A 15,163-nucleotide genomic window follows, 5' to 3' on the forward strand; every position below is an offset into this window, starting at 1 on the left:
AGCTTTTAGTTCGATTGATGATTTAGAGCATCGATAACTTCTTTGTTGATAGCGCTTACTTTTTCGAAATCCATTTTATCCACTTTTCTGTCGTAGGTCATAAATCCATTTACTTCACCTTCTACGTCAGTTGTTTGCGTATAAACCGCAGCAGAAAATCCAGTTTTGACTAATTTCTTTAACTCGTTGGCATACTTGATATACTCATTGGTTACTTCTGTGGCGTTTTTGAACTTGATATAACCCCAATTGTCGTTTGCTCTCCACAAATGGTCTTCCAAAGGCAATCCGATTCCGCCATATTCGCCCAGAACGGTAATTCTTCGGGCATCATAAAGATACATCTCCGGACCGGGATAATTGTGTAAATCCAATATGTCTCCCGTCTGAAAATGATTTCCTCCGCTGGATGAATTGACTAATCGGCTTGGATCGTGATTCTTGGTCCACTCGGTAATTTCAACCGTTTTAAATTGTCCCCATGCTTCATTAAAAGGTACCCAAACGACAATACTTGGATACGAATATAAATGGTCCATGATCTCTTTCCATTCTTTTTTATAAATTGCTTCCGATTTAGGAGTTCTTTGCAATTCAGTACCTTCAAAATATTTTTTATTTTGCCATAAAGGTTGCTCGTCACCACTAGGCATATCTTGCCATACCAAAATCCCAAGTTGATCACAATGCGTATACCAACGTTCCGGTTCTACTTTGACATGCTTGCGAAGCATATTAAAACCTAATTCTTTGGTCTTAACAATATCATATTTTAAAGCTTCATCGGTAGGAGCAGTATATAATCCGTCTGGCCACCAACCTTGATCTAAAGGCCCAAATTGGAAATAGTCTTTGTTGTTTAATTGCATTCTAAGCACACCATTTACATCTCTTTTAGAGCCAATTTTTCGCATTGCAAAATAACTTTTTACCTGATCGACAACTTTTCCATTGCTAATTAATTTAACATTGGTTTTGTATAAAAAAGGAGATTCCGGAGACCATAATTTTGGATTATTTAAAACAATTTCCAAGTTTTCTCCAACGGAAGCTTTCCCGCTTGCAATTGTTTTTGAATCATCATAAACGGTTACTTCGATTACATCGCCATAACTTGCTCCGGCAACTTCGGGTTTTATATTAATTACATTCTGATCAATATCTGGTGTGGTTTTGATAGTTGTAATATTCTTTTTATGTACAGGTTCGATCCAAACCGTCTGCCAAATTCCCGTAACCGGCGTGTACCAGATTCCTTCCGGGTTTTTAACTTGTTTTCCTCTTGGTTGTGGTCCTTCATTGGAAGGATCCCAAACTTTTACTGTTAACTGTTGCGTTTTTCCAGTTATAAAAGGTGTTATATCAAAAGAAAACGGAGTATATCCACCGGTATGCGAACCGATTTTAACACCATTCAACCAAACTTCGGTTTTCCAATCCACTGCGCCAAAATGCAACAAAATGTTCTGACCTTTCCAATTGGATTCCACCGTGAAAGTGGTGGTGTACCAAAGTTCATTTTTAGAACCCACTTCTTTCATCACACCAGATAAACTGGATTCTACTGCAAAAGGAACCAGAATTTGACCGTCGTATTTTGTAGGGGTTGGTTTTCCTGCTTCTTGGATAGCATAATTCCATAATCCGTTGAGGTTTTTCCATTCCTTGCGCTCCATTATCGGACGAGGATATTCAGGAAGTACCTGTTTTGGATTTACTTTATTAGCCCATTCTGTTTTGATTTTTTCTCCAGCCGGTTTCCATTGCGCAGATAATGATAATCCTAAGCATAAAAAGAGAAGTACTGTTGCATTTTTTTTCATTGATATATAATTTATTTTGGCGCACCTCAATAAAATTGACGTGCTATTTTTCTATTTCTGTTACTAAAAAATTACCAGACTATTTAAAAATAGCCCGGTAATTAAACAAACCTAACTTAACTAACCTCCTTTTAGTGACGTTTTAAACCATTATAAACGCCCTGTTTTTTTACCTTTTTGTATTAATTCACCAGTTTTAAAGTGGACCAAGAATACGGTTTGTCACTACTATTGGTTGCAATACTTTCGGTATAATTATTTGTTCCTTTTTCTCTAATTTCTACGTTGTAACCTATTCTGGTTTGTTTTGCAGGCATTCCACCTAATACATTCCACGGTATTTTGACTTCTATTCGATAACCGTTTGAAGTTTTGACAGTCGTTGTTACCATTCCTTTTGGACTGTCTAATTTTTTCCATTTGCTGTTTTCTCCCTCATATATCGAAAACAGATTGGATTGCCCTAATTCCAGTTTAAAAATGGAATTTCCCGGGGCAATTAAACTTTTATTTTTAGGGTCTAAATACAAATTCAAACCATCACTTCCGGTTAAGGCATCTGTACTTACAATTTGGCTGTCTTTCACTTGTGCAAAAGCATATAAAAATTCGGTGTCGTACGTAAAATTGGCTTCTAATTGAGTGCTGCTTTTTTGACCAATGAAAACTGGACTTTCTTTTTGCCAAACCACTTCATTGTTTAGCCCGTCAATTACGGCTGTTTCTTTTGTGGCATTAATTTCGGGTAAAACACGTCCTTTTATCATCTAAATTTGGGATGAATTTGAAAATTGATTCGTAGTGGTTAAAGCTATAACGGTATCGTCATCTAAAACAGCAATACTGTTCCATAAAGCCGATTTTCCGATGGAAAGTATAAAAGGAGTAGATTTTCTGTTGAAATTTTTAGCGTCATTAGTTCCAATAACCACTTTCATATCGGCATTATTAATATCGTTTGTTGTTCTGTTTTCAGTTCCTTGGTAGGACATCAAAACTTCTCCAGTGCTAATTTGGGACAGATACGGAGCGCCTGCATAAACGGGGTTACTCAAGACTTCTTCCAAAGCATAATTTCTATTATTGCTATTTGCATCGACTGGTTGCTTCCAGTTTTCTGTAATTGAATTCCGAATGATATACGGTTTAAATTGATTCTCAATGCCATTATCTTCAATAGAAAAAACAATTTCAGTTTGATTTTTTAGTAGAATTGGAGAGGGCATTCCATCTCTTTTTCCGGCTCTGAAACTCACAATTTCTGGTATTGTTGACCATGCTAATCCATTATCTGATGAACGGATCAGGGAAATATTTTGCTCATTAGAATTGCGGTACACATTTTCATTGGAAAAAAACAATTGAATTTCGCCACTCGGAATTTGTAACGCCGAAGGTTCCCAACAGCCATTTTCAAAATCAGAACTGGCTTCATATACGAGTCGATTTTCCTTCCAAGTCAAACCTCCGTCAAAACTTTTAATCGTATTGATAGAAAATTTTACAGTACCGTTCCCTGCAATTGGTCTTGGATTGTAACAAATCAAAATAGAATTATCCTTTAATTGTAAAATATCCGGCGTGGTCATGTTCACCAAAGCATTTCCGGAAACTACTGTAATGGGTGCGCTCCAAGTACCGCCAAAATCAGTGCTTGTTTTCACTAAAATCGCTCCGCCGGATTCATAAGTACACATTAATTTCTTGTCATTTAATTGCACCAATCTGGCGTATCCATTGTAATCGGTGCTGTTTTTATCCGAAACCAGAATTAAAGAGTTGTAATCCCAAGCAATTCTTATACCTTCCACAGCTGGTTTGGATGCGATGTTTTCTACAACTGGTTTTTCATCATTCCCATCCTGAGAATCACTACACGAAAGTAATGGAATAAAAATAAGTCCTAGAAACGCATAATTTATTTTTTTCATTTTTTACTTTTTGGGATTCGATTCTGTTTTGGTTAAACCAAATTTTTGTACCAAACCATCATACTCTTTTGTAGAAATTGAAATCATGCAACCATGTCTTGCTTTTTCAGGCAAACTATATTTGTCCCAATCGCTGTAAAAAGTGTATCCTGATGCTTGAAACCAAGGGCCGTTTAAATTATCTGAAATGGATAATCCATAAGAAACTCCGGGATACTGCTCGTAATACATATACCAGATTTTATCGTCCGGAGATGGAATCAACATAGGTGCTTCCCTAAAATTCGGACTGATTGATTCCTGTGGCAATGAATATGGCCCTAATAGCGATTTTGATTTAGCAATTCGGATGGTTTTTCCCGTTGTCCAATATAAAGTTGGGTAGGTTTCATCTTTTAAAATTGCGTAATAGGAATCTCCCACTTTTCTGATGAAGACATCAATCGTTCCCATGTCCCAATCAAACAATCGATTTGGAGTGCCTTCAAACATTTTTAAATCTTTTGACATGACATAAAGTGTTCTTTGGCTTGCCCAATAGGCTTCGGGATCTTCTTTAGAGCCTTGCTTGTGAGGCGTGTGCCAGGTTAGCATAAACTTTGCGGAGTCTTTGTCGTAATACAATTTTGGAGCGCCTATTCTTTGCAATGCACTGGAATAATCGGGAGTGCTTTTTAGATTTGGCGTGTAAACAGCATGCTTTTTCCAAGTTATTAAATCATCAGAAATCCATATATTAATTTCTGGTGAATCATCGCTGATGTTGCCTGCTATATAATACTTGCCGTCTGGACCTTTGCAAATGTCCGGGTGTCCTTGGTATTCCGGAAAGACTCTTTTTTCGTTGTTTAAATTAGTCCAATGTAAGCCATCAAGACTTACTGAATAATACAATCTTCCGTAATCCGTATGCGTCATGTGTGCAAATAAATAAGCTTCGTTCTTTGCTTTTGAACCATTTTGTACTTGCCCCGGCGGATTAGGTTGCTGTGCAAATAATGCTGTTTCTAATACTAAAACTGCGAGTATTAAAACCGTATTTAGAATCCTGTTTTTCATTCTTTTGGGTATTATAACCCTATTTTAAGGAATTAAAATAGGGTTAGTTTTTAACTTCTTTTATTTGTCATTAGCCTCAGAAGTCATTTTTTTAATTAAATCAGTTTCTGATTTTTTATACGGCGTACCATCCGTATGAAATACTTCGTGGAACCATAATTGGGGTTCCGCATCGTATTTTTTAGTCCAACTGTCCCAAGAGTATTTAGTCTGTGATTTACCATCAACTAAACCCCAATTGATCATAGCAATTTTATTTTCTTTTGCAATTGGCAAGAATCCTTCGAATGTGCTTCCATTAGGACGCGCCATGTATTCCGTGCACAACATTGGTTTTCCGTAGCGTTTTAGCTCATTTATACGTTTTAAAAAATCTTTGGGTTTATCATAACAATGAAAAGAAATCACATCCGATTGGTCTAACTGTAATTTAAAAATGGGTTTTAAATTCGCCTCTGTCCAATCACCAGCCCAAACACCAGAGGTTAGTGGTTGTGAAGGATTACTTTCTCTAGCCCATTTAAATACTTTCCCCAAAAGAGTGTACACTAAATCAACCTTGTTGGCGATCTCAACTTTTTCATAAGAAGGACCTGTCATGTTATCAGGCTCATTCCAAACATCCCAACCTAATATTCTTTGATCCTCTTTAAAATGAGTAACCGTTTCTTTTACGTATTTTTCTAAACGAGGATATTGTGTTTCATCCTGCAATGCTTTTTGTCCTGGACTTTGTACCCACCCTGAATTGTGAACATGTGGTTTTGGAGCTCTTTGCTTCCCTGATTCTGGAAATGGATCCCAACAAGAATCAAAAAGCACAAATAAAATTTTTATATGATGTTTATCAGCAATTTCTAGAAAGATATTCATTCGTTTGTAAAGACCTTCAGCATCATCTTTGTGTAATAAATCATGTAAATAAACACGCATGGTATTCATTCCTATTTGTTCTGCCCAACCTAGTTCTTCATCAATTCTTTTAGGATCAAAAGTTTCCTCTTGCCACATTTCCAGTTGATTTATGGCGGTACTTGGATTGTAATTTGATCCTACAAGCCACGGCTGTTTTGCATACCATGAATTAGCCTGTTCTTTTGTCCAAATTTCTCTTTTTTCAACTGCGGCTGTTGCCGGAGTATTATTCCCCTCTGAACTTGATTTAGTTTTGTTGCAGCTAAGGAATAGTATTCCTGCCAGCACAAGTGCCAGGTAAAGTTTAGTCGTTTTCATTATAATTTATTTTATTGGAACAAATCTGTGTTTGCTAATTTTATGGGAATGATTCTATAACCATTCCCATAAAAATTACTAGTTAATATTCAGGATGTTGGCTTAAATTAGGGTTGTTATCAACCTCTACTTGAGGAATTGGTAATCTTTGATTTTTACCAACCTTAAAGTTTTTAAAATCAGGATCACGTAATGAAATTTTATCTACAGCAGCTTGTGAGTCTAAATCTCCCCAACGTTTTAAATCTTCCCAACGAACACTTTCACCAGCCAATTCTAGAACGCGTTCCATTTTTAATCGCTCCAAGAATTTAGCTTTATCATTTCCAATTTCTGGATGAGCAAGTTTCAAAGTTGTTAAATTTACACGAGCTCTTACGATGTCTACATATTGGTAAGCACCGGCAGTGTTTCCGGTTTCATTCAAGACTTCAGCGTAACGCAATAAAATATCTGCATAGCGAATTAATCGGTAGTTTACTTGACTATAATAATCCTCATTGTCTCTGTAATAATCTCTACTGCCTTTTCTGAACCAAGCTTCAGTTCCCCACTGCCAGGTTTTATTGTATGTTTTGTCACCAAAATCGGCCAATAAATCAGGATAAAACAAGGTGTATTTTAATCGGATGTCTAAACCTCCATTTTTGTTTTTTTCTTTTTTGAAAGCGTCAACTAACCAAAATCTGGCTTGTCCGTCTGACCATCCAATACTTCTTGGGGCAAAAAATTGGGCACGGTTACTCGAAACTGCAGCACTTGGACCTTCGTCAGTCCCACCTTTTCTTTGGTCTCCAAACTGAATTTCAAAAACAGACTCATTGTTGTTTTCATTTACAGCGGTAAAGTTATCTCTATAATTAGCTACCAAACTGTATTTTGCTCCAGCACCCGAAATCAAATATTCTAAAGCAACTTTAGCTTCCGTCCATTTGCGTTGTTGCATGTATACTTTTGCAAGCATTCCTTTTGCAGCACCTTTGTCTGGTCTTCCCGTTTGATCCCCAGCCCATTCAGTAGGTAAATCAGTATAGGCATCATTTAAATCTTTTTCTATTTGTGTCCAAACTTCCGTGATGTTTTTTTGTTCTGGACGATCATTTGGTGTTGACGGCTCTAAAACAATTGGAATATTTTCCCAAAGGATTGCAGCATAATAATAATGTAATGCTCTTAAAAATTTTGCTTCTGCTAAAATTTTCTTTTTGTCGTCTTCATTTTTGAATTCAATTTTTGGAACATTAGCAATAACCTGATTGCATCGAAAAATGGCTTTGTAAGTATCTCTCCAGGTTACGCTGTTTCCTTCCCAGAAATTATAATTGATGTAATTAAATCGGGTCCAGTCTGCTAACTCTATCCACGGACTTTGGCTATAGCCTTCATCGGAGGTTAAATCCAGACGGAAATAAATCCATCTTGCCCACAAACCATCTTTGTAAAACATTGCATAAACAGAGTTTATTCCTGCTTGCGCATCACTTTCTGTAGCCCAATATTGAGTTGTTGTTAATGTATTTGGATTGTCAAGTTCCAACTCGTTATCACATGAAGACAAGGATAGGAGGTTGAGAAAAACTACAGTTATTAAAAATATTTTTTTCATTATGCTATTTTTTTAAAATTAAAAACTAAACTCCACACCGAACGAATAGGTTTTTAGGTTTGGAAAAGAACCTACATCTACACCTCTTTCAAAAATATTACCATTACTGAATTCAGGATCTAATCCTAAATATTTTGTAATTGTAATCACGTTCTGTGCAGATAAAGAAAATCGGGCACTTGTTAAACCTACTTTTTGTAAAATATTTTCAGGTAAGTTGTAACCAAATCCAATGTATTTAAGTCGGATGAAATCACCGCTTTCTAAAAATCGGTCACTATCACCTCTAGCATTTAAGGTAGTTCCTTTTACAATTCTAGGAAAATCTGTGTTTGGATTTTCAGGTGTCCAAGGTTGAATTCCAGTTCTGTAGTTACTGTCATCATCAAAACGGTCAACCGTACTTCTAAAACCATTGTAAACAGTTGCTCCGTGTGAACCAATCCAGTTCATAGAAAAATCAAATCCTTTGTATGAAGCACCGGCATTAAAACCCATTTCAAATTCCGGCCAAGGACTGCCTACAATGTCTTTGTCTTCGTTTGTAATTTCTCCGTCGTCGTTAACATCTTTAAATCGAATGTCACCAGGTAGTGCATTTGGCATAATTATTGCTCCTGCTGAATTCACATAATTTTGAATTTCTTGTTGATTTTGAAATAATCCGTCAGTTTTTAATACATACCACATTCCTACAGCATTCCCAGCTCTTGTCATCGTGTTTCCTTGAATGCTTTCGTTTTGTCCGTTACCTAGAGAAACCAATTTATTATCTACTTTTGTAAAGTTTATAGAAGCATTGAATGAGAAATCATTGATTTTTTTACTGTAGCTTAAATCCAATTCAAATCCTTTGTTTTCTACTGTAGCTGCATTCGAAATAGGATTTCCTCCGTCATTACCAGTTGTCATTAATATTGGAAATCCAAACAAAACATCTTCGGTTCGTGCAATAAAATAATCAGCAGTTAAACGCAAAGAGCTATCAAGCATTCCTAAATCCACTCCAATATTGGTTTGTTTTAATTTTTCCCAACGCAATTCAGCGTTTGCTAATCGCACTTGAGTTGCTGATGGATATAAAGTTTGTCCATCTCCAAGAACAATAGCCCCAAAAGTATTTATAAATCCTTGGTATTCGTAGTTTCCAATATTCCCACTTCCTAATTCACCATAACTGGCTCTTAGTTTCAAATCATTTATAAATTCAGATTTAAAGAAGGATTCGTTGCTTATTCTCCATCCTAATGAAGCCGACGGGAAATTCCCCCATTTGTTAGCATCACTAAATTTTGAAGAACCGTCACGTCTGAAAACAGCATTAAATAAATAACGGTCGTCATAGTTGTATTCTAATCTTCCTAAATAAGAGGTTAATGCAGCTTCATTTCTAAAACCACCAACTTCTGCTTGGTCTCCTAAATTTAAAACATCAAAATATTGACCTGTACTTGGGTTAACTAAAAGATTTCTTTTGGTACCATAAATTTGTTCGTAATTGTCTTTTTGAAATGTTTGACCTACCAAAACGGTAATATCATGTTTTCCAAATTCTTTTTTGAAAGTCAATGTGTTTTCAAATAATTTAGTTTCTGAACGACCTTTATTTTGGTTAATGAATGATTGTTCATATGGTTGATTTAATGTCCAGTTTCCTAGTTTTCTAATAAAGTTGTAACTGTCGAAACTGGTTTCGTATCCAAAATTAAAGCGATACTTTAAAAAAGAAGCCAATTTAACTTCAGACCATAAATTTCCTCTAATTCTAAAATTCTCATTTTTAGTGTCTAATAAATTGGCAAGTGCAATTGGATTTGTTCCAAAAGTATTTGCAACGCCTTGTTTTCCATAACCGAAACCACCCGGATTAGCTTCATCATAAACAGGTATGGTTGGGAATAATCGGTATGAATCTATGATTGGATTACCTGACATTTCATCAGTTCTTGAATTACTGATAGCCAAGTTCTCACCAATACTAAAAATTCCTTTAGTACCGCTTGAATTAACTCTAAAAGAAACACGATTAAAATCAGTTGAGATTACAGTTCCTTCATTTCCAAAATAGTTTGCTGACATGAAGAAAGTTGAATTGTCTCCACCGCCTGAAAAACTGGCGTTATAATCCTGAAGCAATCCTTGTTTAAAAATCTCTTTTTGCCAATCCGTGTTTACGCCAAGGTTTAAGTTTTGTCTCGGAATAACGGCGTTATCATAGGCTTGAAAATTAAATTTCGAAAATTCTTCTGTTCTCATCAAATCATATTTCGGCATTGTTGAAAAACTTGTTTTTGAAGAAACTTCAATTTTCATAGGACCTTTTTTACCTTTTTTAGTGGTAATAATAATTACACCGTTTGCGGCTCTGGAACCGTAAATTGCAGCTGCAGAAGCATCTTTTAAAACCTGAATGGTTTCAATGTCGTTTGGATTAAAATCTCTGTTTGCAGTAGTAATTAACCCATCAACAACATAAAGAGGGTTTGCGTTTTGAAGATTTTTAAGTCCACGAATTTCAATACTGGCTTCCTGACCGGGTCTTCCTCCGCCTCGAACTTTAACACCGGTAACTAAACCTTGTAAGCCTTCGGCCATTGTAGTGACTTGTCTTTTTTGAATTTCGTCCGCTTTGACTATTGAAATTGCGCCAGTAAGATTTTTCTTTTCTTGCGAGCCATATCCTACGATTACAATCTCATTCAAAGCAAGAATATCTTCAGCCAAAGAAATATTGATTACAGTTTCTTTATTTACAGTAACCTCTTTCGTTTTGTAACCTTGATAGGTAATAACAAGCACTTGGCCTAGTTTAGCCATAATGGAGAAATTTCCATCAAAATCTGTTGCGGTACCGTTTGAAGTATTTTTCACAAGAATATTGGCAAGTGGAATACCATCTCCATTGACAGCAGCTGTTATTTTTCCCGTAATTTTAATTTGCTCTTGAGCATAACTTTGTTGTAGTAAAAAACTAAAAAAAAGTAAGAGGTAATATCTCTGTTTTAAAATTTGGTTGATTTTTGTTTTCATTGATTTTTCATATTAAATAGTTTTAATTTATTTTGGTTTATTAAATAATTGCGAGAGTTTAATCGTCTCTGATTCGAACAAAAAAGCAATTCATGTTGCTCTCCAATAAAATGTGTTTCATTTTTTTTGTAAATTAATAATGTGAATTTTTGTTGATTTTTTTTATAGATATAATAATTTTAAAGCCAATTAATTATCAATATCTTTTAATTTAAAATTCAAATTAGGTCATTTTTATTCAAAAAAAATCAATTCATTTGTGTCAATATTTCCTACTATTGGTGCAAATTATCTGTTTAGTTCAAATAAAATAGACATTTGCATCATTTGGAATACAATTGAGACGATTCGTTGAAGTCAGTATAAAACATCAAAATCATTAATATGCGTAAATTCTTATTTTTTTGTATTTTTTTTATTTTTACCATAGATTCTTTGCAAGCGCAAGAATATTATTTTAAGCATTATCAAGTAGAAGAAGGTCTCTCAAATAATACTGTTTTGACATCATTACAAGATGAAGATGGATTTATGTGGTTTGGGACAAAAGATGGTTTAAACAGATTTGACGGGTATCGTTTCAAGACCTATCGAAGTAATTCAGACCCGATTCATAGTTTAGGAAGCAATTACATTCAATCTTTGCATGAATACAAAGGTATTATTTGGGTAGGAACTGACAAAGGATTGTATAAATACAATAAAAAGCTAGATAGTTTTAGTATTCAGAACGAAGCCATTAATGATAGAATAGCAGCAATTGAGCATGATAAACACGGCAATATATGGTTCATTTCAGGGAATATTCTCTATAAATATTCAACTGCAAAAAACGAAACCACTACATTTAATCCAAATAATTATTTCATAGCTACTTCTATTACCAGAGATACAAGAGGAGAAATATGGGTTTCTTCTTTAAACAAGTTATATCATTATTCAGAGGAAAGTTTATCATTCGAGACCGTACCATTAAATTATAATAACGCACCTTATAGAATAACAGTAATTTATGCTTTAGACAAAAACAATATTTTGATAGGAACACAAGATCGTGGTGTTCTTTCCTATAATCGCATAGATAAAAGTACATCTTGCTTACCTTTTGCCACTAAAGATCCTTTGTTTGTAAGACAATTCAAAAAAAATGGGAAAAATGAAATTTGGATAGCAAGCGAATCAGGCGTTTATATTTATAATCTTCAAACAAAAAAACACACGAATCTAAAAAAAGATTTCAACGACCCTTTTAGTATTTCAGATAATGCGGCCTATTCTATTACTATTGATAAAGAAAATGGAGTTTGGATTGGAACTTATTTTGGAGGTATCAACTATCATCAGAAACAATACACGCAATTTAAAAAATACTTCCCTAAGAACAATCAAAATTCGATTAGCGGAAGCGCTGTCAGAGAAATCCAAAAAGATGATAAAGGCGATTTTTGGATAGGAACTGAAGACGCAGGACTCAATAAATTCAACCCGAAAACTCAGGTATTTACTACTTATAAAACAAAGGGTACTTCTGGTTCAGTATCCTATTACAACATTCATGCTTTACTGCCTCGAAAAGAAAATATTTGGATAGGTACTTTTGAACATGGTTTAGATGTAATGGATCGTAAATCCGGAAAAGTAATTAAACATTACAATGCGCGCAATGAAATAGGAGCTCTTAAAAGTAATTTTATTTTTAGTTTCTATGAAACTAAAAATAAAGATTTTTTGGTGTTAACCTCCGTTGGAATTTACAAATACAATCAAACAAATGACAATTTTGATGTTTTAAAGAATTTCCCTGAAAACATGCATTATACTTCATTTAAGGAAGATAATGATGGGAATTATTGGGCGGGAACCTATAGAGATGGATTATTATTTTACAATTCTAAAAATAAGAAAAAAGAAATTTTTAGATACAATTATAAAGATAGTAAAGGAATAAGCAATAATTCTATCAACTCCATTTTTGAGGACACCAAGAAAAATTTATGGATTGCCACAGAAAACGGTTTAAATCTATTTGACAAAAGAACAAGAACTTTTACAAAATTCAACACCAAAAAAGGATTTCCAAGCAATGTTTACTATTCTATTTTAGAAGATGACAAGAAAAATTTATGGATAACAACCTCTAAAGGATTAGTCCAGTTTAATCCTAAAAACAATAGTGTTAAAATTTACACAACCGCAAATGGTTTATTGAGTGATCAATTTAACTACAATTCTGCTTTTAAGGACACTAATGGAGATATGTATTTTGGCAACTTAAACGGTATGATTAGCTTCAATCCTAAACATTTTAGTAAAAACAAATACGCTCCAAAAATCTTTATAACTAGTTTACAGATAAATAATCAAGAAGTGCAACCAAACGATATTGACTCTCCCATAAAAAAATCTATTTCGCATATAGACGAACTAGAATTAAAACACAATCAATCTTCTTTTAATATTGAATTTTCAGCATTAAATTATACCGGAGCAGAGTTGACAGAATATTGGTATAAATTAGAAAATGTAAACAAGGAATGGGTTTACTTAGAAAGAAACAATAAAGTTTTCTTTACTGAACTTTCTCCCAGCTCCTATGTTTTTAAAGTAAAATCACGCAATAGTTTTGGTGTTTGGAGTAAAGAAATTGCTGTTAAAATAAAAATACTACCTCCATTTTGGGCAAGCACTTATGCTTATCTATTGTATTTTATATTAATCTGTTACGGCTTGTTCCTGATTATTCGCTATTCTACTAATTTAAGCCAAGAAAAAAATGACAGGAAAATTAAACATTTAAATGACGAAAAAGAAAAAGAAATATATCAAGCCAAGATAGAATTTTTCACAAATGTTGCACATGAAATCAGGACACCGCTAACACTTATTATAAGCCCTTTAGAAAAACTTTTAAAGTTTGAATATCAAACTCCCGAGATTCCGCAAAATCTCTCTATAATGAAAAAGAATACCTCAAGATTATTAAAACTTGTAAATGAACTTTTAGATTTTAGAAAAACAGAAATTGGCGGTTTAAAACTAACCTTTGTTGAAGTAAATATATCAGCATTGGTCAGGAACATGCATTTGAGATTTAGTCAACTTATTGAAGAGAAAAATATTGATTTTGAATTAGAATTAAGCGATAAAGACATTTACGCTTATATAGACAAAGAAGCCTTAAAAAAAATACTCAGTAATTTATTCAATAATGCAATCAAATATTCAGAAAACAAAGTTATTGTGAGTTTAATCAGAGACGATAAAAAACTAAAATTAACAGTTAAAAACGATGGGGATTTAATTCCAAGTTATTTGAAAGACAAGATTTTTGAACCTTTTTTTAGAGTAGACAATATGGATAATAATTCCGGAACCGGAATTGGATTGTCTTTAGTAAAGTCCTTAACGCAGCTTCATAATGGTAGTTTGCAGCTGGTTTTTTCTGAACCAAAAATGAATGTATTTGAGTTCGTCGTTCCTTTACGTCAAGAAGAAGAATTTATGCTATATGACGGTCTTGCCAAAGACATCGATAGTAATGAGAGTGAAGTAATAGAACCCGTAATAAAAAATAAAAAAACGACTATACTGGTTGTAGAAGATAATGAAGATTTATTAAATTTTATAACCAAAGAATTGCTGCCGTTTTATTTTGTTTTAAAAGCGAATAATGGAGAAGCGGCATTTAAAATAATTCATAACGAAAATATTGCATTAGTGATAAGCGATATAGAAATGCCTATTATGGATGGAATTACACTATGTAAAAAAATTAAAACCAATCTTGAAACAAGTCATATCCCTGTAATATTACTAACCGCAAAAAATTCCCTAAAATCCCAAATTGACGGGTTAGAAGTTGGAGCAGATTCGTATGTTGCTAAACCTTTTTCTATGGAATACTTAAAAGTTCAGTCTTCAAATCTAATCGAAAACAGGAAACAAATAATGAATTATTATGCTAGCTCTCCTCTTTCTCATATCAAAAGCATGGCAAACAATAAGACAGATGAAAACTTTTTAAAAAAATTAGATGAAGAAATTATAAAAAATATTGCGGATCAAAATTTAAGTGTTGAATCACTTTCTGAAATAATGAATATGAGTAGATCTACGTTATATAGAAAAATTAAAGATATTTCAAATATGAGCCCGAATGAATTAATCAACTTGGTTAGGCTAAAAAAAGCTGCTGAATTGTTGTTGAATGATGATTATAAAATGTATGAAATCGCTGATATTGTGGGTTATAAATCACAAACTAGTTTTGGAAGGAATTTTCAAAAACACTTCAAACTGTCACCTTCGGATTATATTTCTAAAACATTAAATAATTCAATGAGTAATAAATTGGAGATCGAGTATTTAAAAAAATAAATTATAGAACAATATGGAACTACTAAAGAAACAATGCTGGTTTTAGGAATTACTAGTTAAAACACAATTGGGAAATATGAAATATTTTCAAAGATAAACGTATA

Annotated in this window: 8 protein-coding genes; 1 reads left to right on the forward strand and 7 read right to left on the reverse strand. The window is 33.7% G+C overall.

The genetic code is table 11. From position 1 onward, the window contains the following. Positions 1-5: 5 nt before the first annotated feature. From ACM55G_RS09370 to ACM55G_RS09400, 7 genes are all read right to left on the reverse strand, one after another. Positions 6-1,823, reverse strand: a complete 1,818-nt coding sequence (locus tag ACM55G_RS09370) for a glycoside hydrolase family 2 protein (protein WP_416843645.1) — start codon at positions 1,821-1,823, stop codon at positions 6-8. A 182-nt stretch (positions 1,824-2,005) separates the two neighbouring features. Further along, positions 2,006-2,590 carry a sugar-binding protein gene (locus ACM55G_RS09375; protein WP_416843646.1) on the reverse strand — a complete coding sequence of 195 codons (585 nt, stop codon included), beginning with the start codon at positions 2,588-2,590 and terminating at the stop codon, positions 2,006-2,008. Beyond that, on the reverse strand, positions 2,591-3,754 hold the full coding sequence (locus ACM55G_RS09380) for an exo-alpha-sialidase (RefSeq protein ID WP_416843648.1): 1,164 nt from the start codon (positions 3,752-3,754) through the stop codon (positions 2,591-2,593). 3 nt (positions 3,755-3,757) lie between these two features. After that, on the reverse strand, positions 3,758-4,813 hold the full coding sequence (locus tag ACM55G_RS09385) for a glycoside hydrolase family 43 protein (protein WP_416843649.1): 1,056 nt from the start codon (positions 4,811-4,813) through the stop codon (positions 3,758-3,760). A gap of 60 nt (positions 4,814-4,873) precedes the next feature. Then, positions 4,874-6,046: a glycoside hydrolase 5 family protein gene (locus tag ACM55G_RS09390; protein ID WP_126458181.1), complete on the reverse strand. Its 1,173-nt coding sequence runs from the start codon at positions 6,044-6,046 to the stop codon at positions 4,874-4,876. An 82-nt stretch (positions 6,047-6,128) separates the two neighbouring features. After that, a complete protein-coding gene (locus tag ACM55G_RS09395; protein ID WP_416843650.1) occupies positions 6,129-7,652 on the reverse strand; it encodes a RagB/SusD family nutrient uptake outer membrane protein in 1,524 nt (507 codons plus the stop codon). A gap of 18 nt (positions 7,653-7,670) precedes the next feature. Beyond that, complete coding sequence (locus ACM55G_RS09400) at positions 7,671-10,682, reverse strand: SusC/RagA family TonB-linked outer membrane protein (protein WP_416843651.1); 3,012 nt, start codon at positions 10,680-10,682, stop codon at positions 7,671-7,673. Positions 10,683-11,066: 384 nt separating this feature from the next. Between ACM55G_RS09400 and ACM55G_RS09405 the strand changes: the two genes are divergently transcribed. Beyond that, on the forward strand, positions 11,067-15,059 hold the full coding sequence (locus ACM55G_RS09405) for a hybrid sensor histidine kinase/response regulator transcription factor (protein ID WP_416843652.1): 3,993 nt from the start codon (positions 11,067-11,069) through the stop codon (positions 15,057-15,059). The last annotated feature ends 104 nt before the right edge of the window (positions 15,060-15,163 follow it).

The organism is Flavobacterium algoriphilum (assembly GCF_048158655.1).
GTDB lineage: Bacteria > Bacteroidota > Bacteroidia > Flavobacteriales > Flavobacteriaceae > Flavobacterium > Flavobacterium algoriphilum.

What these genes read in the sequence shown, in the direction of transcription:
- ACM55G_RS09370 (WP_416843645.1), bottom strand. Translation starts at nt 1,823, where the DNA reads ATGAAAAAAAATGCAACAGTACTTCTCTTTTTATGCTTAGGATTATCA.
- ACM55G_RS09375 (WP_416843646.1), bottom strand. Translation starts at nt 2,590, where the DNA reads ATGATAAAAGGACGTGTTTTACCCGAAATTAATGCCACAAAAGAAACA.
- ACM55G_RS09380 (WP_416843648.1), bottom strand. Translation starts at nt 3,754, where the DNA reads ATGAAAAAAATAAATTATGCGTTTCTAGGACTTATTTTTATTCCATTA.
- ACM55G_RS09385 (WP_416843649.1), bottom strand. Translation starts at nt 4,813, where the DNA reads ATGAAAAACAGGATTCTAAATACGGTTTTAATACTCGCAGTTTTAGTA.
- ACM55G_RS09390 (WP_126458181.1), bottom strand. Translation starts at nt 6,046, where the DNA reads ATGAAAACGACTAAACTTTACCTGGCACTTGTGCTGGCAGGAATACTA.
- ACM55G_RS09395 (WP_416843650.1), bottom strand. Translation starts at nt 7,652, where the DNA reads ATGAAAAAAATATTTTTAATAACTGTAGTTTTTCTCAACCTCCTATCC.
- ACM55G_RS09400 (WP_416843651.1), bottom strand. Translation starts at nt 10,682, where the DNA reads ATGAAAACAAAAATCAACCAAATTTTAAAACAGAGATATTACCTCTTA.
- ACM55G_RS09405 (WP_416843652.1), top strand. Translation starts at nt 11,067, where the DNA reads ATGCGTAAATTCTTATTTTTTTGTATTTTTTTTATTTTTACCATAGAT.